This is a genomic window from Pseudomonas sp. LRP2-20 (genome assembly GCF_024349685.1).
GTDB lineage: Bacteria > Pseudomonadota > Gammaproteobacteria > Pseudomonadales > Pseudomonadaceae > Aquipseudomonas.
The window spans coordinates 1,488,990-1,509,035 of sequence record NZ_AP025944.1; the positions used below are offsets into that span (position 1 = coordinate 1,488,990).

The 20,046-nt window shown below is 63.2% G+C and carries 19 protein-coding genes; 11 read left to right on the top strand and 8 right to left on the bottom strand.

The genetic code is table 11. The features are described 5' to 3' along the window. The first annotated feature begins 237 nt into the window (after positions 1–237). From OCX61_RS06615 to OCX61_RS06625, 3 genes are all read left to right on the top strand, one after another. Positions 238–1,113, top strand: coding sequence for a carboxylate/amino acid/amine transporter (locus OCX61_RS06615; RefSeq protein WP_261943101.1), 876 nt, complete (start codon positions 238–240; stop codon positions 1,111–1,113). Between the two features lies 1 nt (position 1,114). After that, positions 1,115–2,050 carry an AEC family transporter gene (locus tag OCX61_RS06620; protein WP_261943102.1) on the top strand — a complete coding sequence of 312 codons (936 nt, stop codon included), beginning with the start codon at positions 1,115–1,117 and terminating at the stop codon, positions 2,048–2,050. A 333-nt stretch (positions 2,051–2,383) separates the two neighbouring features. Further along, positions 2,384–3,745: a purine-cytosine permease family protein gene (locus OCX61_RS06625; protein ID WP_261943103.1), complete on the top strand. Its 1,362-nt coding sequence runs from the start codon at positions 2,384–2,386 to the stop codon at positions 3,743–3,745. Between the two features lie 53 nt (positions 3,746–3,798). Here OCX61_RS06625 and OCX61_RS06630 read toward each other — a convergent pair whose 3' ends face one another. Next, a complete protein-coding gene (locus OCX61_RS06630) occupies positions 3,799–5,100 on the bottom strand; it encodes a mechanosensitive ion channel family protein (protein ID WP_261943104.1) in 1,302 nt (433 codons plus the stop codon). A 106-nt stretch (positions 5,101–5,206) separates the two neighbouring features. Between OCX61_RS06630 and OCX61_RS06635 the strand changes: the two genes are divergently transcribed. After that, entirely contained in the window at positions 5,207–6,568 is a 1,362-nt protein-coding gene (locus OCX61_RS06635; protein ID WP_261943105.1) for a DEAD/DEAH box helicase, read from the top strand. A 65-nt stretch (positions 6,569–6,633) separates the two neighbouring features. On the opposite strand, the gene OCX61_RS06640 is transcribed toward OCX61_RS06635, so the two are convergent. The 3 genes from OCX61_RS06640 to OCX61_RS06650 all read right to left on the bottom strand — a co-directional run bounded on the left by OCX61_RS06640 (position 6,634) and on the right by OCX61_RS06650 (position 7,729). Further along, the gene (locus OCX61_RS06640) at positions 6,634–6,906 is read right to left on the bottom strand and encodes a ribosome-recycling factor (RefSeq protein ID WP_261943106.1); all 273 of its coding nucleotides are present in this window, start codon (positions 6,904–6,906) and stop codon (positions 6,634–6,636) included. A 234-nt stretch (positions 6,907–7,140) separates the two neighbouring features. Then, the gene (locus OCX61_RS06645) at positions 7,141–7,434 is read right to left on the bottom strand and encodes an addiction module antidote protein (RefSeq protein WP_085675807.1); all 294 of its coding nucleotides are present in this window, start codon (positions 7,432–7,434) and stop codon (positions 7,141–7,143) included. After that, positions 7,427–7,729, bottom strand: coding sequence for a type II toxin-antitoxin system RelE/ParE family toxin (locus tag OCX61_RS06650; RefSeq protein ID WP_261943107.1), 303 nt, complete (start codon positions 7,727–7,729; stop codon positions 7,427–7,429). The genes OCX61_RS06645 and OCX61_RS06650 overlap by 8 nt, the downstream gene beginning before the upstream one ends. 227 nt (positions 7,730–7,956) lie before the next feature. Here OCX61_RS06650 and OCX61_RS06655 point away from each other — a divergent pair, with 227 nt between their 5' ends. Both OCX61_RS06655 and OCX61_RS06660 read left to right on the top strand, forming a co-directional pair. Continuing rightward, positions 7,957–8,352: a transcriptional regulator gene (locus OCX61_RS06655; RefSeq protein ID WP_261943108.1), complete on the top strand. Its 396-nt coding sequence runs from the start codon at positions 7,957–7,959 to the stop codon at positions 8,350–8,352. 106 nt (positions 8,353–8,458) lie between these two features. Then, positions 8,459–9,385: a DMT family transporter gene (locus tag OCX61_RS06660; RefSeq protein WP_261943109.1), complete on the top strand. Its 927-nt coding sequence runs from the start codon at positions 8,459–8,461 to the stop codon at positions 9,383–9,385. A 67-nt stretch (positions 9,386–9,452) separates the two neighbouring features. Here OCX61_RS06660 and OCX61_RS06665 read toward each other — a convergent pair whose 3' ends face one another. After that, positions 9,453–10,622 (bottom strand): MFS transporter, encoded by a 1,170-nt coding sequence (locus tag OCX61_RS06665; protein ID WP_261943110.1) that lies wholly within the window; start codon positions 10,620–10,622, stop codon positions 9,453–9,455. Positions 10,623–10,728: 106 nt separating this feature from the next. Between OCX61_RS06665 and ptrR the strand changes: the two genes are divergently transcribed. Together ptrR and OCX61_RS27205 are read left to right on the top strand one after the other, a co-directional pair. Next, positions 10,729–11,622 carry a putrescine utilization regulator PtrR gene (ptrR, locus tag OCX61_RS06670; protein ID WP_261943111.1) on the top strand — a complete coding sequence of 298 codons (894 nt, stop codon included), beginning with the start codon at positions 10,729–10,731 and terminating at the stop codon, positions 11,620–11,622. A gap of 124 nt (positions 11,623–11,746) precedes the next feature. Next, positions 11,747–11,875 (top strand): PA1414 family protein, encoded by a 129-nt coding sequence (locus tag OCX61_RS27205; RefSeq protein WP_308451135.1) that lies wholly within the window; start codon positions 11,747–11,749, stop codon positions 11,873–11,875. A gap of 176 nt (positions 11,876–12,051) precedes the next feature. Here OCX61_RS27205 and OCX61_RS06675 read toward each other — a convergent pair whose 3' ends face one another. Together OCX61_RS06675 and speB are read right to left on the bottom strand one after the other, a co-directional pair. Beyond that, on the bottom strand, positions 12,052–13,431 hold the full coding sequence (locus tag OCX61_RS06675; RefSeq protein ID WP_261943112.1) for a sodium:solute symporter family protein: 1,380 nt from the start codon (positions 13,429–13,431) through the stop codon (positions 12,052–12,054). A 131-nt stretch (positions 13,432–13,562) separates the two neighbouring features. Further along, positions 13,563–14,513, bottom strand: coding sequence for an agmatinase (gene speB / locus OCX61_RS06680; protein ID WP_261943113.1), 951 nt, complete (start codon positions 14,511–14,513; stop codon positions 13,563–13,565). 225 nt (positions 14,514–14,738) lie between these two features. On the opposite strand from speB, the gene OCX61_RS06685 reads away from it, so the two are divergent. The 3 genes from OCX61_RS06685 (at position 14,739) to OCX61_RS06695 (ending at position 18,118) form a co-directional block, all read left to right on the top strand. After that, positions 14,739–15,632: a LysR family transcriptional regulator gene (locus tag OCX61_RS06685; RefSeq protein WP_027918723.1), complete on the top strand. Its 894-nt coding sequence runs from the start codon at positions 14,739–14,741 to the stop codon at positions 15,630–15,632. Between the two features lie 124 nt (positions 15,633–15,756). Beyond that, positions 15,757–17,322 carry a methyl-accepting chemotaxis protein gene (locus OCX61_RS06690; protein WP_261943114.1) on the top strand — a complete coding sequence of 522 codons (1,566 nt, stop codon included), beginning with the start codon at positions 15,757–15,759 and terminating at the stop codon, positions 17,320–17,322. 199 nt (positions 17,323–17,521) lie between these two features. Continuing rightward, positions 17,522–18,118: a tRNA-uridine aminocarboxypropyltransferase gene (locus tag OCX61_RS06695; protein ID WP_261943115.1), complete on the top strand. Its 597-nt coding sequence runs from the start codon at positions 17,522–17,524 to the stop codon at positions 18,116–18,118. A 556-nt stretch (positions 18,119–18,674) separates the two neighbouring features. Here OCX61_RS06695 and OCX61_RS06700 read toward each other — a convergent pair. Next, positions 18,675–20,027: an HlyD family type I secretion periplasmic adaptor subunit gene (locus tag OCX61_RS06700; protein ID WP_261943116.1), complete on the bottom strand. Its 1,353-nt coding sequence runs from the start codon at positions 20,025–20,027 to the stop codon at positions 18,675–18,677. Positions 20,028–20,046 lie beyond the last annotated feature (19 nt).

Sequence of the window (20,046 nt, forward strand, 5' to 3'; positions counted from 1 at the left end):
GTACCTGCCCGGCCTGATGGCCGGGCTTTTTTATGCCTGGGATTCTTGGATTGCCTGTGCCGGCCTCTTCGCGGGTAAACCCGCTCCCACAGGTACTCCACAGCATTCAAGGCTTGTGCGGTACCTGTGGGAGCAGGCTTGCCCGCGAAAGGGCCGCTACAGCCCCCACATTCCTCATGGTTGAACTCACTTGCCGCAACCCGCTAAGGTCGCGCCCTTGATTTACGAGAGGCAACCATGGGCTACCTGATAATCGTCGCGCTGATCCAGGCGTTTTCCTTCAGCCTGATCGGCGAGTACCTGGCCGGGCACGTCGACAGCTACTTCGCCGTGCTCGCGCGCGTGGTGCTGGCGGGCCTGGTGTTCCTGCCACTGACCCGCTGGCGCCAGGTCGAGCCGCGCTTCCTGCGCTCGATGTTGCTGATCGGCGCGCTGCAATACGGCATCACCTACGTCTGCCTGTACTTGAGCTTCCGCGTGCTGACCGTACCGGAAGTGCTGCTGTTCACCATCCTCACGCCGTTGCATGTGACCTTGATCGAGGACGCCCTGAACCGGCGCTTCAACCCCTGGGCGCTGCTCGCGGCCCTGGTGGCGGTGGCGGGGGCGGGCGTGATCCGTTTCGACAGCATCAGTGGTGACTTCTTCATCGGCTTCCTGTTGCTGCAGCTGGCCAACTTCACCTACGCCGCCGGCCAGGTGCTGTACCGTCACCTGGTTGCCCGCCACCCAAGCGACCTGCCGCACTACAAGCGTTTCGGCTACTTCTACCTGGGTGCGTTGATCGTGGTGCTGCCGGCGTTCCTGCTGTTCGGCAACGCCCAGCACCTGCCGACCAGCAACGTGCAATGGCTGGTGCTGCTGTTCCTGGGCCTGTGCCCTACGGCGCTGGGGTTGTACTGGTGGAACAAAGGCGCCTGCCTGGTTTCGGGCGCTACGCTGGCGGTGATGAACAACCTGCATGTGCCGGTGGGGCTGCTACTGAACCTGCTGATCTGGAACCGCGACGAACCGCTTGGCCGGTTGCTGCTCGGTGGCGCGATCATCCTCGCGTCGGTATGGCTCAGCCGCCTGGGCAACCGCGTCACGGCGCCAGCGGCTGGCAAGGCCTGACATGCACACCATCTTCGTCATCGTCGCGCCGATCTTCGCCCTGATCCTGGTCGGCTTCCTGTGCCGCAAGACAGACAAACTGGGTGACAAGGCCGCCGCCGAGATCAACAAGATGGTGGTCTGGCTGTGCCTGCCGGCGTTGCTGTTCAAGGTCACCGCCACGGCAACCTGGAGCGAGATCTGGCACCCAGGGTTCATCGTCGCTTTCGGCGCCGGTGCGCTGGCGATGTTCGTCGTGACCCTGGCCTGGCGCCTGCACAGCGGCCACGGCTTGGTGGCGGCGAGCATCGACGGGCTCAGTGCCGGCTATGCCAATACCGGCTACATCGGCATCCCGCTGTGCCTGCTGCTGTTCGGCCAGCCGGGGCTGCAGCCGGCGCTGATCTCGTCATTGATCGTGGTCTGCCTGGTGTTCGCGATTTCCCTGACGCTGATCGAGATCGGCCTGCAGGAGGAGCGGCAGATCGGCCGCGCCGTTTTGCTGGTGAGCAAGGCGCTGGCGAAGAATCCGCTGGTGATCTCGCCGCTGGCGGGGGCAGGGTGGGCCATGAGCGGTCTGGGGCTGGCCGAGCCGGTGATGCATTTTCTGGACATGCTGGCCTTGGCGACCACGCCTTGCGCGTTGATCTCGCTGGGGGCATTTCTGGCCGAGAAACGCACCGGTTCGCAGGCAAGCCCGTGGCCGCTGGTGGCGCTGAAGCTGGTCGGGCAACCGGCGCTGACTTGGGTATTGGCGTTCAAGGTGTTCAGCCTGCCGACCATGTGGGCTGCGTCGGCGGTGCTGTTGGCGGCGCTGCCGACCGGTACCGGGCCGTTCATGCTGGCGGAGTATTACAACCGCGAGGCGGGGCTGATTTCACGCACGATCCTGTTGTCGACCGTGGCGTCGTTGCTGACCCTGACCGGGCTGCTATACGTGCTGGGGTATGCGGGGTAGCTGCCGGCCTCTTCGCGGGTAAACCCGCCCCCACGGGATCTGCGCAGGCCTGAGGGCTGCGCGGCACCTGTGGGAGCGGGTTTACCCGCGAATGGGCTGCAAAGCAGCCCCGGGCTATCTCAGCCAATTTGCTTATCTGGAACCAGCCCGAGCCACTGGCAGGCTGCTCATCGGCGGGGCGGTGATCCTGGCGTTGTTGTGGATGAGCCGCCTGGGCAGAGCCTGACGTTATCAAGCAAGGCATGACGCAGCTAGCTAAGGCGCGTTCGTTAATGAACCCAAACCCCGCCGGTGCCTACCCGATAATCATGAAAATGAAATCGGGAGACCGGCGTGAAGCTAGAAACGCGAAGTATCGAATTCGTCCCACACGCTGAGCGTTATGGCACGCCTAAACGATTGTTCACCGTCTGGTTCAGCTCCAACTTCCAGATAACCGCACTGATGGTCGGCACCCTGGGCGCTGCGTCGGGGCTGAGTTTCGGCTGGACCTTGCTGGGCTTGTTGGTCGGTAACCTGATCGGCACCGTGTTCATGGCCGCGCACTCCGCCCAAGGCCCGCACCTGGGCGTGCCCCAGATGATCCAGAGCCGCGCCCAGTTCGGTGTCCATGGTGCGGCGCTGCCTTTGCTGGTGATGGTCACGGCCGCTGTACTGTTCCTTGCCGCCAGTGGCGTGCTGATGCGCAATGCCGTGCAGGCGCTGGTGCCCATGAGCAATGACCAGGCCATCGTGGTGGTCGGTGTGCTGACCTTCATCATCGGCTTTGTCGGTTACGAACTGATCCACCGCCTGGGGGCGTGGATGAGCCTGCTGTCGACCTTGGTCTTTGCCGGCGCCCTGGTGCTGATCCTGCTGCACCCCGGCGACCTGACAGGCACAGCGGCGGTAAGCACGGGCTTTTCATTCACCGCCTTCAACCTGATCGTGGCCCAGGCCGCCTCGTGGACGCTCGGATATGGCCCCTATGTGGCCGATTATTCGCGGTACCTCCCAGCCAACGTCAACCCTCGCGCCACTTTCTGGGCCACCTATTGCGGTTGTGCGCTGGGTTCCTTCGCCATGATGGCATTGGGCGCGCTGGTGGCCGTGGAGTTACCCTCGGCACTGGGGCATGATCCTGCGACCGCCATTGCCGGCTTGTTTGGCCCCTGGGCGCCGTTGGCACTGGCTGTGATTGCGCTGGGGGTGATCCAGTACAACGTGTTGTGCCTGTACAGCGCCTACATGTCGTCGGTCACCATCTTCGGCGCCTTCAAGACCATCAGGCGTGTGAGCGCAACTGCCAAGGCGCTGGTGATGGCTGGCCTGACCGCAGCGGCAACGCTGATCGCCATCGCGACCCAATACAATTTCGATACGTTCTTTGCCGACATCCTGATCGGCCAGCTGTACCTGTTGATTCCATGGAGCGCGATCAACCTGGTGGATTACTACTGGGTGTGCCGAGGCCAGTATGACGTGGGGGCACTGTATGACGCCAAGGGGCGTTACGGCTGCTTCAATCGTCGAAGCCTGGCGGTGTATGCCGTAGCGATCATCGGGACCATCCCGTTCATGAAGCTGTCGTTCTACACGGGCTTCGTGGCCGAGTGGCTGGGGGCGGACATCAGCTGGGCGATGGGGCTGATCCTGGCTGGCGCGCTCTACTGCATGGTCCACGCCCGCGAAAGCAAACCGCTTCTGGCAAGCTAGGTATCTGACTCGGCCTTGAAAGGGGAAGGGGCTGCAACGCAGCCCCGGCAATCTCAAACCTCGTTCATTTCTTCAAGGCGACGCGGCATCGGCTCTGGCACCGCGCGCCCAGCCAACCCCACCCGCATGTCATTGCCACTCGGCTGCTGGTACAGGCTCAAGCCAAACTCCGGCAGCACCGCCAGCAGGTAATCGAAGATATCCCCCTGGATCCGCTCGTACTCCGCCCACGCCGTGGTGGTGGTAAAGCAGTAGATCTCCAGCGGCACGCCCTCGGCGGTGGTCTGCATCTGCCGCACCATGCAGGTCATGTTGGGATGCACGTTGGGGTGGTTCTTCAGGTAGGCCAGGGCAAACGCGCGGAAGGTGCCGATATTGGTCAGCTTGCGGCGGTTGGCCGACAGCTCCGCCACCGGCCCCAGGGCCTCGTTCCAGCGTTGCAGTTCCTGGCGCTTGCCGGCCAGGTAGTCGCCAAGCAGGCTCACCTGGCTCAGGCGCCGCTCTTCATCATGGGTCAGAAAACGTACGCCAGCCGCGTCGATGAACAGGCTGCGCTTGATGCGTCGCCCGCCGGACTGCTGCATGCCGCGGTAGTTGCGGAACGACTCGCTCATCAGGCGCCAGGTCGGGATCGAGACGATGGTCTTGTCGAAGTTCTGTACCTTGACCGTGTGCAAGGTGATATCGACCACATCGCCATCGGCGCCGACCTGCGGCATCTCGATCCAGTCGCCCACGTGCAGCATGTCGTTGCTGGTCAGCTGCACGCTGGCGACGAACGACAGCAGCGTGTCCTTGTACACCAACAGCAGCACCGCCGACATCGCACCCAGGCCCGACAGCAGCAGCAGCGGCGAACGGTCGATCAGGGTGGCGACGATGACGATCGAGGCGAAGATCCACAGCATCATCTTGGCCAGTTGCACGTAACCCTTGATCGAGCGGGTGCGGGCGTGTTCGGTGCGGGCGTAGATGTCCAGCAGGGCATCGAGCAGGCACGACAGGGCCATGGTCATGAACAGCAGGGTGAAGGCCAGGGCGACATTGCCGAGGAAGTGCTGGGCGGTGTCGGACAGTTCCGGCACCAGATTCAGGCCGAACTGGATCACCAGCGACGGGATGGTCTGGGCCAGGCGGTGGAACACCTTGTTATGGCGCAGGTCGTCGAGCCACTTCAGCGCCGCCTGCCGGGCCAGCAGGCGCGCGCTGTGCAGCACCAGAAAGCGCGCCAGGCGGCCGAGGACCAGGGAAATCAGTAGCAGCACCGCCAGGCCGATGGCGGCGTGGAGCAGTGGATGTTGGTCGAGGGTGCCCCACAGGTCGAGGCTGTCACGCCAGATGCGTTGGATGTCCATAAGCTTGTAAACCGGTCTATTGCAGCGAAACGAAGCGCCATTAGAGCGCGGATGGCGAGAAAGTTGCTAAAAGAAATTCGGCTAAGGCGGCAGAAAACGTTACCCTATGCAACTGAATTTCCCGCACTTGCCTGAGGTTACCTCCGTGTTCTCCCAATTCGCCCTGCACGAACGCCTGCTTAAAGCCGTGGCCGAGCTTAAATTTGTCGAGCCAACCCCGGTGCAGGCCGCGGCCATCCCCCTGGCCCTGCAAGGGCGCGACCTGCGCGTGACCGCGCAGACGGGCAGCGGCAAGACCGCGGCGTTCGTCCTGCCGCTGCTCAACCGCCTGGTCGACCTGAAAGGCGGGCGGGTAGAGATCCGCTCGTTGATCCTGCTGCCGACCCGCGAACTGGCCCAGCAGACTCTCAAGCAAGTGCAACTGTTCTCGCAGTTCACCTACATCAAGGCGGGCCTGGTCACCGGCGGTGAAGACTTCAAGGAACAGGCCGCCATGCTGCGCAAGGTGCCGGACGTGCTGATCGGCACCCCGGGCCGCCTGCTCGAGCATCTCAACGCCGGCAACCTCGACCTGTCCCACGTGCAAGTGATGATCCTCGACGAAGCCGACCGCATGCTCGACATGGGCTTCGCCGAGGACATGGAGCGCCTGTGCAAGGAGTGCGAGAACCGCGAGCAGACCCTGCTGTTCTCCGCCACCACCGGCGGCGCGGCCCTGCGCGACATCATCGGCAAGGTCCTGAAAGACCCTGAGCACCTGATGCTCAACAGCGTCTCGCAGCTGGCCGAAGGCACCCGCCAGCAGATCATCACCGCCGACCACGACCAGCACAAAGAGCAGATCGTGCAGTGGCTGCTGGCCAACGAGACCTTCGACAAGGCGATCATCTTCACCAACACCCGCGCCCTGGCCGATCGCATCTACGGCCACCTGGTGGCCAAGGACGTGAAAGCCTTCGTGCTGCACGGCGAGAAGGACCAGAAGGACCGCAAGCTGGCCATCGAGCGCTTCAAGCAGGGCAGCTCCAAGGTACTGGTCGCCACCGACGTGGCGGCCCGTGGCCTGGACATCGACGGCCTGGACCTGGTGATCAACTTCGACATGCCACGCAGCGGCGACGAGTACGTGCACCGCGTGGGCCGTACCGGCCGTGCCGGTGGTGAAGGCCTGGCGATCTCGCTGATCACCCACAATGACTGGAACCTGATGTCCAGCATCGAGCGCTACCTCAAGCAGCAGTTCGAGCGCCGGGTGATCAAGGAAGTGAAGGGCACCTACAGCGGGCCGAAGAAGGTCAAGGCCTCGGGCAAGGCGGTGGGCGCCAAGAAGAAGAAGGTCGACAAGAAGACTGGCGAGAAAAAGGCTGCTGCTAAGCGCAAGCCGACCGCCAAGCCACGGCCGAATGCGCCGCTGGCCAGCTCCGATGGCCTGGCGCCGCTGAAGAAGCGCAAGCCGGCAGCTGAGTAATATTCGATAGCGGTGCTGGCTTCTTCGCGTAGAACCGCCGCGAAGAAGCCAGCACAGGCTATTACCTATTCAGCCTTTTTCTCCGCCTGTTTCAGCTCCTTGATCCGCTTGTCGATCAATTGACACTTGTCGGGCAAGTCCTTGCTCGCCGTCCCCAGCTCCATCCCCTGGAGCTCATCATTGATCTCTTTGGCCTTCTGCGGGTTCTGCTCGGTCAGCTGAGTGACCAATCCGGCCAGCTCTTCACGTTTCTCTGTCGCTTCTTCCGGCGTGCAGGCCCAGGCGGGCAGGGCACAGCACAGGGCGGTGGCACAGGCGATGCGCAGCAGCGGTTTCATCCTTTCTACCTCCGGCGGGGGTGATGCCCGGTGGAGGCGCTTGGCAGACGGTTAGTTCAGCGGCAACGACCGGTGGCTATACCTCTGGGTATTTACCGCGATCCCCCTCGGCTCCTTCGTCGATATCCTTCAGGGCCAGCTGACCGAAACCGAGTGGATGTGGCCAAGCTGATTACTGGGAATGCGGAGTTGTTTCGGTTGTTTATCAATTACCTGGCGAAAAATAGCTGATGCTCAATGGGCAAGGTGAGGTTTGGCCGCCATATCTATGCCCAGTGCCTTCATTACTGCCAGAAAGGATTTGAGCGTTGGGTTGCCATGCTCGCTGAACGAGCGATAAAGCTGTTCACGGGAAAGGCCAGTCTCTTTTGCCAACTCACTCATTCCCTTGGCCCGTGCCACGACGCCGACGGCTTTCGCAACATAGCCAGCATCGCCTGTCTCCAGCGCATCTGTCATGAAATGCGCTATTGCCTCAGGTGTGGTGAGGTAATCCGCTGGATCGAATTCGAAGAATTTCTCAGTCATTTTGCATCCTCCACGAACGCAGAATCTGGTGGGCAGCCCTGATATCTCTTGGTTGACTACTTTTGTCACCACCACAAAGCAGAATTACCCACGTATCACCCGATTGGTGAAAGTACACCCGGTAACCCGGACCATAGTGAATCCTCAGTTCACTGATACCTTGGCCAACGGGAGAGACGTCGCCTGGCATGCCTTCCACAAGCCGATTGATGCGGGAGATGATCCTGACCCTCGCATTGGCATCTCGAAGCCCGACTATCCATTTTCTGAAACTGCTGGATTCTAATTTTTTCATCGGGCGAATGTAGTTTATAAAATACATTCGCGGGACGCAGCAAATAGTTTCTACCTTTTGCCACTTGTTACCTGATGTGAGCGACCTTGCGTCATGCCGTTCCAGTTCCGGATTCTGTCGTAGTCACATTCGGCAAGATTCGTGTCTAGGTAACTTTTGGAACACTCCCGCCTGCCAACAGGTCCCAACCTGTGTACCCCCTTCGTCCACAGCAGGAGGCCATCTCCATGAGCAGCACCTACGACTGGGACCTGATCGAGCGTTTGCTGCACGAAGTGCAGAACGGCGCCGGTCACAGCTTCACGCCACGCCCCTATGCCGAGCAGCATGCTGCGGCACTGGCCGCCAAAGGCCAGCAGGTGGGCGACCTGGACCACCTCAAGACCCGTGCCTGCGAATACGAAAAGCTGCTGTTCGAGCGCGGCTTCATCGAGAGCCGGCCGCAAGAGGATGGCGGCAATGGCGAGAATTTCGTGCTCACCGAGCGTGGTTCGCGGCTGTTGAGCCTGATCGACAGCAGCATTCCGGGCTTCGAGCACCCGCGTCAGGTGCTGGATGAGCAGGAAGACGGGCTGGACGAGAATACCTTCGACCAGGTGTCGGCCAAGGCGCAAATCGCTTGAGGTCGTTTTGAGGCTGGCAAGGGCGGGCCGGGAAACCCGATAATCGGTACTCCTTGAAGACTGCCGAGCCATTGCCCATGCCCCCGACTACCCAAAAGGCCCGCCCATGAGCGCGGCCCGCAAGAACCCCGATGCCTTTGCCTTCCAGGTAATGCTGGGGCTGTGCCTGATCTGGGGCTGCCAGCAGGTGCTGATCAAGACCGCGGCGGTGGATATCGCACCGGTGATGCAAGCCGCCCTGCGTAACTGCATTGCCGCGCTGCTGGTGGGCGCGATGATCTGCTGGCGTGGCGGCTGGGAACAGCTGGGCACTACCTGGCGAGCAGGGCTGCTGGCCGGTGGCTTGTTCGGGCTGGAGTTTCTGTTCATCGCCGAGGGGCTGAAACTGACCTCGGCGGCGCACATGTCGGTGTTCCTCTATACCGCGCCAGTGTTCACGGCGCTGGGCCTGCACTTCATGTTGCCCAGCGAACGGCTGCGGTTATTGCAGTGGCTGGGTATCTTGCTGGCCTTTGCCGGGATTGCGATGGCATTTGCGGGGGGGCTGTCGTTCGCCGAAATGGATGGGCGCATGCTGCTGGGCGATGCCTTAGGCGTGCTCGCCGGGCTGGCCTGGGGCGCGACCACGGTGGTGGTGCGTGGTTCGCGCCTGTCGGAGGCACCGGCGACCCTGACCCTGTTCTATCAGTTGGCGGTGGGGTTTGCCGGTTTGCTGCTGATCGCCCTGGTCAGCGGGCAGATTGGCGATGTGAGATTGACGCCGCTGGCGGTGGGCAGCGTGCTGTTCCAGGGGATCGTCGTGTCGTTCATCAGCTACCTGACCTGGTTCTGGCTGTTGCGCAAGTACCTGGCTTCCAACCTGGCGGTGTTTTCGTTCATCACGCCCTTGTTCGGGGTCACCTTCGGCGTTGTGCTGTTGGGTGAGCCGTTGAGTCTGAATTTCGTGGTTGGGGCAGTGATGGTGCTGCTGGGCGTGATTCTGGTGAGTGCCGAGCCTTGGGTGAAGCAGCAATTGCGCAGGTTTGTGGGTTAGAGTTTGCCAGTACCGGCCCTTTCGCGGGCTTGCCCGCGAAAGGGCCGGTACTGAAAACCTCTGAACTTCAGGCTATTCGGGTTGCTGCCTGGCAACCCTGACGGCTTCGTACGCTGGTCAAGATCAGCACGCCTGCCACTCCAAATCCCGCCGCAGCCAGCACCAGCGCCGGCTGCAGGCTCCCGCTGTAATGGTTGCTCAGCGCTGCCAGCAGCGGCCCACTCAACTGCCCGAGGGCAAAGCACGCGGTCAGCAGCCCGGCATTGCGCTGCGTGGCATGCGGTGCCAGTTCCCGCGAGCGCTGCATCACCAGTTGCATGCACGCCAGGAATGGCCCGCCGCACAGCACCACACCCAGTGCCAGGCCAACACCCCCGCCCATCAGGCAGGCCAGAACCCCCAAGCCTTGCAACCACAGGGTCAGCGTCAGCCAGGCCGAAGTGCGGCCCGTCCGGCGCAGGCTCACCAGCACCACACCGAGTGCCGCCGCCAGGCCGAACGCTGGCCAGAACAGGTCAGCCATCCAGTTGCCGCCGAACTGCTGGTTGGCCATCTGCGACAGGAAGGTGGCCGGCAGGATGTAGCCCACACCGTACAAGGCATAGACCAGGCCCAGGCGGCCGATGCCGACGCTGCGGGTCGGCCCCGGCTGCGAGGCGGCGGGTACCACGGCAGGTTGCAGCGCGCGAGGCAGCCAGGGGCGTACAGCCAGCAGCATGACCAGCGCCGCAACGGCATAGACCAGCCACAGTGCCGCCGAACCCAGCCCCAGCAGATGCGCGACCAGTGCCAGCAAACCGGTCAGCGCAATGCCCACTCCAGGCCCGGCGAACACCAGTGCCCCGAGGCGCTGACGGTTGTGGGCATTGGCCACTTGCTGGCTGAGGCTTGTGATCATCACCAGCACCCAGGCACTGGCCACGCCGGTACCGAAGCGCAGCAGCAGGTGGCTCCAGAATCCGTCCGCAGCCCAGGAGGCCAGGGTCAGCAGCACGCACAACCACAGGCCACCGTGCAGGCGCAGTTTTACCTGGTTAGGCCGGCGGGCGTACATGGCGTCCACGGCGCCGAGGAAGTAACCGAGGTAATTGGCTGCCGCGACCAGCCCGGCGGCGGTGAGGTCGAACTGGCCTTCGGCGATCAGTTGTGGCAATTGCGGAGTGAGGGCAAAGCGGCCGATGCCCATGGCCATCATCAGCGCCACGGCGCTGGCCAGCAGTTGTACGAACGGCGACATGAGGAATCTCCTGCGCGAATCAATGCGATGGATGGCAGGTTAGGGCGGATTGACTTTCAATAAAATTGAATAATGATGATCAAGTTGTTCTGTTTTGGAGAATGCAATGGAGTTCAGCCAACTGCGTATCTTCCAGGCCGTGGCCGAGGAAGGTTCGGTAACCCGCGCCGCCGAGCGCCTGCACCGGGTGCCGTCGAACCTGTCGACGCGCCTGCGCCAACTGGAGGAGCAACTGGGGGTGGAGCTGTTCCTGCGTGAGCGCCAGCGCCTGCAGTTGTCGCCCGCTGGCAAGGTGTTGCTCGATTACGCCAACCGTTTGGCGGCGCTGCATGATGAAGCCGTGGCGGCGGTGCAGGGTGGGCAGCCGGCCGGCGATTTTGTGCTGGGCACCATGTACAGCACCGCCGCCATCCACTTGCCAGCATTGTTGGCGCGCTACCACCAGCAATACCCGGCGGTGAACCTGCAGGTACAGGCGGCACCCAGCGGCGACCTGCTTGAAGGTTTGCTCAGCCATCGGCTGGATGCGGCGCTGGTGGACGGCCCGCCGAGCCTGGCCGGGCTGGATGGTGTGCCGCTGTGCGATGAAGTGCTGGTGCTGATCACCAGCCCCGAGCACCCGGCGGTGCGCAGTGCCAAGGACGTGGCGGGCAAGGCGGTGTTCACCTTCCGCCAGGGCTGTTCCTACCGGATGCGCCTGGAGGCCTGGTACGCCCATGACCACACGCCCATGGGGCGAGTGATGGAAATCGAGTCGTACCAGAGCATGCTGGCCTGCGTGATCGCGGGTGCAGGGGTGGCGTTGATGGCGCAATCGATGCTCGACAGCCTGCCTGGGCGTGACCGGGTTCGCGCCCACCGCCTGCAATCGCCATTCGATCACGCGGAAACCTGGCTGATGTGGCGCCAGGGCATGCGCGGGGCGAATTTGCAGGCCTGGATCGATTTGCAACAAAGCGAAACGATTAACCAGTCGTCGGAATGCGCCGTTTCCGCTTGATCCGCGTCAAGCTAGGCCATATCTGTAGGAACAAGAGCATGCGTAGTACAGGACATCGGACTATGATCTGTATGAAACATCGCAGGATTGAATTGCCGTGAGGCTGACCCGTCAAGGGGGCACTATGAAAAACCAAATGTTCAACTGGCTCCACGACCTGGCCGTCGCTTTGGGGCTGATTCCACCACCCTTGCAGCCGGTGCCGATCCCGACTGATGAAGAGCAGCGCCAGCGCCAGCCGCGTCGTCGCTGAAATGCAAAAGGCCGCAGCATCTGACCGATGCTGCGGCCTTTTTGTTTCTGCAAGATTTGTCTCGCCTGTGCGGGCCTCTTCGCGGGCAAGCCCGCTCCCACAGGGATCGCATGGCTTCAAGGCCTGTTGCGATCCTGTGGGAGCGGGCTTGCCCGCGAAGAACCTGATGCGATCGATCAGGCCAGCTTCACTTCACCCACCGGCTTGCGCGACAGCACGCTCACCAGCACGAAGCTCACCAGGCCAACCGCCAGGCTGTAGTAGATCGGCGTGTTGGCATCCAGCCCGTCCTTGAACATGAAGAACAGTGCGGTGGCAAAGCCCAGCGTCATGCTGGCGATGGCGCCGGAGGTGGTCGCACGCTTCCAGAAGATCGCACCGATCAGCGGGATCAGCATGCCGCCGACCAGCAGGTTGTAGGCCAGGGTCAGGGCGCTGATCACATCGTTCACTGCCAGGGCGATGGCCAACACCACCAGGCCGGTGATCAGGGTGAACAGGCGGCTGACGCCCAGGCTCGATTGCTTGCCGCCCCGCAGCTTGGGCAGCAGGTCTTCGGTCAGGGTGGTCGAGGCTGCCAGCAGGCCGGCACTGGCGGTGGACATCATGGCTGCCAGGGCCGCAGCCATCAGCAGGCCGCGAATGCCATCGGGCAGCTGGCCTTTGATCATCTCGGCAAACGCATTGTTCGGGTTGGCCAGGTCCGGCATCAGCACATGCGCGGACATGCCGATCAGGGCACAAGCCAGGCCGTACAGCACGCAGTACACACCTGCGGTGGTGCCGGCGCGCTGGCAGACCTTCTCGTCACGGGCAGTGAAGACCCGCTGCCAGATGTCCTGGCCGATCAGGATGCCGAAGAAGTAGATCAGGAAGTAGGTGATGATGGTGTCCCAGCCGATGGTGGTCCAGCTGAAGCTGGCCGCCGGCAGCTTGGCCACCAGGGTATCCCAGCCGCCGGCCTTGTACAGGCAGATCGGCAGCAGGATGAACATCAGGCCAACGGTCTTGATCACGAACTGGACGATGTCGGTGAGGGTCAGCGACCACATGCCACCGATGGTCGAATAGACCACCACCACGCCGCCGCCAAGCAGCAGCGACGCCCAGAAGGGCAGGTCGAGCAGCACTTGCAGCACGGTTGCCATGGCCAGGGTCGAGGTGACGCCGATCATCAGCGCATAGGCCAGCATGATCGCCGCACTGGCCTGGCGGGCCATGGGGTTGTAACGGCGCTCCAGCACCTGGGTGACGGTGAAGATCTTCAGGCGCAGCAACGGCTTGGCGAGGAACAGGTTGAGGGCGATGATGCCAAGGCCCAGGGCGGCACACAGCCAGAAGCCAGAAATGCCATGGACGTAGCCCAGGCGCACGGTGCCAACCGTGGACGCGCCGCCGAGCACGGTGGTGGCCATGGTGCCCATGTACAGGGTCGGGCCGAGGTTGCGCCCGGCCACGAGGTAGTCTTCGTGGGTTTTTGCGCGCCGCATGCCATACCAGCCCAGCCCGAGCATGCCGGCGGTATAGATCATTACAACAATGATGTCCAAGGCCATTGGGGGTCTCCCGATTATCTTTATTATGGCGAGATCGACCGCAAGGCGTGTTCACGGCGCCCGGCGGTCTTGTCTTGTGTTGGCGGGCCTCTATGGCCCTCCCTCATGGCTCCTGCCGGGGTACAGCGGTATCAGCGACGCACGACGCCCGGCAGTACGCAGAGCATCTCGAACAGCAGGTTGGCGCCGAGCAGCGAGGTGTTGCCGGTGGTGTCGTAAGGCGGGGAGACTTCGACCAGGTCACAGCCGATCAGGTCCAGGCCGTGGCAGCCGCGAATGATCTCCATCGCCTGGATGGTGGTCAAGCCGCCGATTTCCGGGGTGCCGGTGCCTGGGGCCCAGGCCGGGTCGATGCCGTCGATGTCGAACGACAGGTACACCGGGCCGCCGCCGACCTTTTCGCGTACTTCGGCCATCAGCGGTTCCAGCGACTTGTGCCAGCACTCTTCGGCCTGCACTACGCGAAAGCCCTGGCGGCGGCTCCAGTTGAAGTCGTCGGCGGTATAGCCCTGGGCACGCAGGCCGATCTGCACCACGCGGTCGCAATCGAGCAGGCCCTCTTCCACGGCGCGGCGGAAGGTGGTGCCGTGGGCGATCTTCTCGCCGAACATGTGGTCGTTGACGTCGGCGTGGGCATCGATGTGCACCAGGCCGATCTTGCCGTGCTTCTTGTGCAGGGCGCGCAGGATCGGCAGGGTGATGGTGTGGTCGCCACCCAGGGTCAGCGGGATGACGTTGTGCTCGACGATCTCGTCGTAGGCTTCTTCGATGATGCGCACGGCGTCGAGCAGGTTGAAGGTGTTGATTGCCACGTCACCGATGTCAGCCACCGACAGCGAGTCGAACGGGGCGGCGCCGGTGGCCATGTTGTACGGGCGGATCATCACCGATTCGGCGCGAATCTGGCGTGGGCCGAAACGGGTGCCGGAGCGCAGCGAGGTGCCGATGTCCAGCGGTACGCCAATGAACGCGGCGTCCAGGCCTTCGGCTGTTTGCAGGTGGGGGAGACGGAGCATGGTGGCGATGCCGCCGAAACGCGGCATTTCGTTGCCGCCCAGTGGTTGGTGGAGAACTTTGTCCACGGTGGGCCTCATCAGTCGGTCGATTGTTCTGTTTGTTCGAACCTGTGCCGCCGCACGCCTTTGAAGTCTGGATATGCCGGCGGGCAGGGTCATTGCGGCCAAGTCTGCGCAAGGTAGTGCGTAGGAAGAATCGCTACCGGCAAATACTTACTTCAGGAATTTCTGAACTAAAGGCGGCGGGAGCGGTTAGACTGCGCGCATATACCGTTGCGGAACCGTTGCACCATGGCATCGACCTTGCCCGACCTGAAACTGCTGCGCATCTTCGTCAGCGTGGTACGCCACCAGGGGTTCGCCAATGCCCAGCGCGAGCTCAACCTGTCGACCTCGGCCATCAGTACCTACATGAGCCAGCTCGAAGGCGCCTTGGGTATCGTGTTGTGCCACCGCGGCCGCGGCGGCTTCAGCCTGACCAGCAAGGGTGAACTGTTCCACCAGGAGACGCTGCGCCTGCTGGCCGAGCTGGATGGTTTCGAGCAGTACGCCGCAGCGCTCAAGGGCGAGCTGCGCGGCACCCTCAACCTCGGTGTGATCGACTCCACGGTGGGCGATCGCGCGCTGCCACTGGCCGAAGTGATCGGCGCCTACAGTCAGGAGCACCCCGCCGTGCACCTGCACCTGTCGGTGTCCAGCCCTTACGAACTGCAGCTGGGTGTGCAGGACAACCGCCTGGACCTGGCCATTGGTGCGTTCTCCTCGCGCATGAGCGGCCTGCTCTACCAACCGCTGTACCGTGAGCAGCACTGGTTGTATTGCAGCAGCCGCCATCCGCTGTTCGCCGAGAGGCGCATCCCCGAACAGGTGGTGACCCAGCAGCGCATGGTCGGGCGCGGGTACTGGAGCCAGGCCGAGCTGGCCCGGCATGGCTTCAAGCACAGCGCGGCGACGGTCGAGAGCATGGAGGCGCAGCTGATCCTGATCCTCTCTGGTGCCTACATTGGCTACCTGCCCGAACACTATGCCCAGGCGTGGGCGGACAAGGGCGACCTGCGGGTGCTATCGCCGGCCACTTTCGGCTATCAGGCGCCATTCTCGCTGATCATCCGTCGTGGCCGCAGCCGCGAGCCGCTGATTCAGACCTTCCGCGACCTGCTCAAAAGCCAGCTCTATGTGGGGTGATGAGTGCAGCTCGTCGGAAAGTAGTCCGTTTCCTACACCAGGCTGGCCGCTCCGGTGATGGCGTTCTGCTAAACCTCTAATTGCTGTGATGCCCTCCATCTATACGAGCAGGGACCGCCCCAAGATGCGCATGAATTTGCCCGTCACTGAGCATGAAAGAACTTTTTCCAGCGATCAGCGCCTGATCTCCACCACGGACCTCAACAGCCGCATCACCTATTGCAACGATGCCTTCGTGGCGATCAGCGGCTTCACCTATGACGAGCTGGTCGGCCAGCCGCACAACCTGGTGCGCCATCCCGACATGCCGCCGTCGGTATTCGGGCACATGTGGGAAACCATCAAGCAAGGCAAACCCTGGATGGGCGTGGTCAAGAACCGCGCCAAGAACGGCGATTACTACTGGGTCAGCGCCTATGTCACGGCGATCTACGAAAATGGCCGCATCAGCGGCTACGAGTCGGTGCGTTCGGTGCCGACCCGTGAGCAGATCCGCCGTGCCGAAGTGCTCTATGCGCGATTGCGCGGGGGCAAGTCGGCGGTGCCAGCGGCGGCCCGGCTGGGCCAGCTTCTGGGGCATGGCTGGCCACTGATCGGCGCGGGTCTGTTGTCCGCGGCCGGCTACCTGTGGCTGCCGACTTATGGGGCTCTGGGGGTGCTGATGGCCAGCTTGCTGGTGGCCTGGTACCTGATCGAGCATCAGCAGCACCAGGCAATCCGCCGCACGCTCGCGGAGCATCCAAAAGCGTTCACCAGCCCACTGGTGGCCCTGACCTACAGTGACAACCCTGGTCTGCGTGGCCAGCTCGACCTCGCCATCATCAGCGAAGAGGCACGCCTGCAAACCGCACTGACCCGCCTGGTGGATGCCGGCGTCGGCGTGAAGTCACGGGCCGCGCAATCGGCTGACCTGTCCGATGCCCAGGCGCAGATGCTCGACCGCCAGCGCAGCGAGACCGACCAGTCGGCCACGGCCATCGCGCAGATGGCGGCGACCATTCAGGAGGTCACCCACAACGTGCAGAGTACCGCCCACGCGGCCGGCGATGCCGACCAACTGGCCCAGCACGGCAGCCAGCTGGCGCAGCAAAGCCTGAAGGCCATGGGCAGCATGAGCGAGGCGGTCAGCGATATCGGCCAGGCAGTCAATGCCCTTGCCGAGCAGACCCAGTCGATCGGCAGTGTGGTCGATGTGATCACCTCGATTGCCGAACAGACCAACCTGTTGGCGCTCAACGCGGCGATCGAGGCGGCGCGGGCGGGTGAACAGGGCAGGGGCTTTGCCGTGGTTGCCGACGAGGTGCGCTCGCTGGCCCGGCGTACGCGCGCTTCCACTGACGAGATCCACCAGATCATCGCCTCGCTGCGTGCCGGGGCCGAACGGGCGGTGAGCAGCGCCAGCCGTGGCGAGCAGATTTCGCGAGACAGCGTGCACAGCGTCGAGGCGGTGCAGACGGCGCTGGCCGGGATCGCCCAGGCAGTCAGCCGCATCACTGGCATGAGCCAGCAGATGGCCACGGCGTCAGAGCAGCAGAGCCATGTGGCCGAGGACATCAACCAACAGATCGTGCGCATTGCCCAGCTGTGCGACCAGTCGGCGGGGCAGGCCAAGCAAGGGGCCGAGATCAGCCAGGATCTGGAACGCATGGCCGAGTACCTGCATAGCCTGGCGGAGCGGTTCAACCGCTGAGGCCCTTGGGGCTGCTTTGCAGCCCATCGCCGGCAAGCGCGGCTCCCACAGGTACAGCGCTGTTTTCAAGGCCTGCGATATCAGCGCTGTCTTCAAGGTCTGCGATATCCCTGTGGGAGCCGCGCTTGCCGGCGATGGCCCGCAAAGCGGGCCCAATTTTCCAGCCTGTGGCAAAATCCCTCCGCCAACGGAGACCCCCATGCCCAGACCCCGCTGCGAACGCTGCCAGCGCCCGCTCGACCATTGCCTCTGCCCACTGATCCCCAGCCTCGACAGCCGCACCCGCGTGGTCCTGCTGCAGCACCCCAGTGAAACCGCCCATGCGCTGAATACCGCCCGCCTGGCCGCCTTGGGCCTGGTCAATGCCGAACTGCGGGTGGGGGAAATGTTTGCTGACCTTGCCGAACTGTTGGCTACCCCAGGCTATCGGCCTGTGCTGCTGTTCCCGGGTGAGCAGGCACAAGCGCTGGCAGCCTACGACGAAACGGACCACAGGCCATTCATGCTGATCGTCCCCGACGGCACTTGGCGCAAGGCCCGCAAGCTGCTGTACATGAACCCGCTGCTGGAGGCGCTGCCCCGGGTGACCCTGGCCGAGGTGGCACCTTCCCGCTATCGCTTGCGCAAGGCGCCAGAGCCGGGGGCGGTGTCGACCATCGAGGCGGTGGTGCAGGCGTTGAACGTGCTGGAACAGCCAGCCGGTTTCGATGAGTTGCTACGGCCGTTCGAGGCATTGATCGAAGGGCAGATCAAGGCGATGGGCGCTGATGTGTTCGAGCGAAACCATGGTGAATGAAAGTGATTTCCTACATGTTGAATAGGCAATAGAGGTGGTTTCGCCGCTTACCGTAAAGTCCTTGGAGGGATAAATCCCTCTGTCGCGGCACATTCCGCGACCGGGTTTGGCGTACAGCTGCCACCCAATTGTTTGGCGACGATGTGTGGCAGCCAACCTAACTTGGAGTTTCATGCATGCTTACCTTGAGCCCTGCCAGGATCCTCGTATTCGTTCTCCGCTGGCGTGATTTGGAGCTTGAGGGTGCATGCCTTGGCATCTTCTGCGCCTGTGAGATCGAGCGCCGCCCGCGCGGCGCATCGCGAGCTGCGCTCGCTCCTACGTTTGTTTCGGGCCAGTAACGCCTGTGGCAGGCGCGCGCGACCGCCTTGTTGGTACGACGCGATACCGCACCATGCGCCAAGGCGTCCGCGCGCAAATCCCCCAGGAATAACTGGCCCGAAACAAACGTAGGAGCGAGCGCAGCTCGCGATGCGCCGCGCGGGCGGCGCTCGATCTCACAGGCGCAGAAAATCTCCCGACATGCACCTGCCCGCCCTCACGCAATCCAAACCAATCACCTTTCCCGCAATGCCTCGGTCCGCGCCTTGAGCACCGGCTTGAGCAGATAATCCAGCACACTCTTCTGCCCGGTGATGATATCCACCGTGGCCACCATCCCGGGGATGATCAGCAGCGGTTTGTTGTCCCCGCCCAGGTGGTTCTTCTCGGTCCGCACCTGGATCAGGTAGAACGCATTGCCCTTGTCATCGGTCACGGTGTCGGCGCTGATCAGCTCCAGCTTGGCCTTGAGCCCGCCGTAGATGGTGTAGTCATAGGCACTGAACTTGACCATCGCCGGTTGCCCCGGGTGCAGGAAGGCCACGTCCTGCGGGCGCACCTTGGCCTCGATCAGCAGGTTGTCCTCGATCGGCACGATTTCCACCAGGTCGCTGCCCGGCTGCACCACGCCGCCAATGGTGTTGACCTTGAGCAGCTTGACGATGCCGCGCACGGGCGACACCACCGTCGTGCGGTTGACCCGGTCGTCGATGGCGATGCTGGTGGCGGTGATCTTGGACAGCTCGGTGCGCTTGTCATTGAGCTCCTTGGCCGCGTCCGAGCGGAAGCTTGCATCGGACTCTTCGATCTTGCTCTTGATCTCGGCGATCGCCGCCTCGGCGCGGGGGATGGCCAGGCTGGTGGCATTGAGCTGGCCGCGGGCTTCCACGGTGCGTTGCTTGAGGCGCAGGATCTCCACCGGAGAGATGGCGCCTTTGCTCACCAGCGGCGCCGACATGTCCGTCTCCTGCTGCAGCAGCGCCACGGCCGAGCGGTACTGATCGACCTTGGAACGGAACTCGGCCAGTTCCTGGTTCTTCTGCCGCAGCTGTTCGTTGAGGGTCTGTTTTTCGCTGGCCAGGCGCCGTTGGCGCGAGCCGTACAGGGCGATCTCGTCGTCGGCGACCTGGGGCGCCTTGGCGCGCACTTCGTCCGAGAGCACGAACGGGCGCCCTTCGGCTTCTGCCGACAGGCGCTCGACCTGGGCGGTCAGGGCATAGCGGTCAGCCTCGCTTTCGCCCTTGTTGGACTTGAACCGGGTGTCGTCCAGGCGCAGCAGGGTGGCGCCTTTTTCGACCATCTGGCCTTCGCGCACAAAGATCTCGGTGACGATACCGCCTTCGAGGTTCTGCACCACCTGCACCTTGCTCGACGGGATCGCCTTGCCTTCACCGACCGTCACTTCGTCGAGCACCGCCAGGCTGGCCCAGACCAGCGCCACCAGCAGCAGCGCCGCGGCCAGCCACACGGTCAGGCGCGACAGGCGAGGCGAGTCCTGCAGGGTGGCACCGGCCAGTTCCGGCATGTAGTCGTGCTCGGCCCGCTTGTCGGTGCCATGGCTGCTGCGGATATTGTGGTTCAAGGACATGGCCCACCTCACTTTTCTC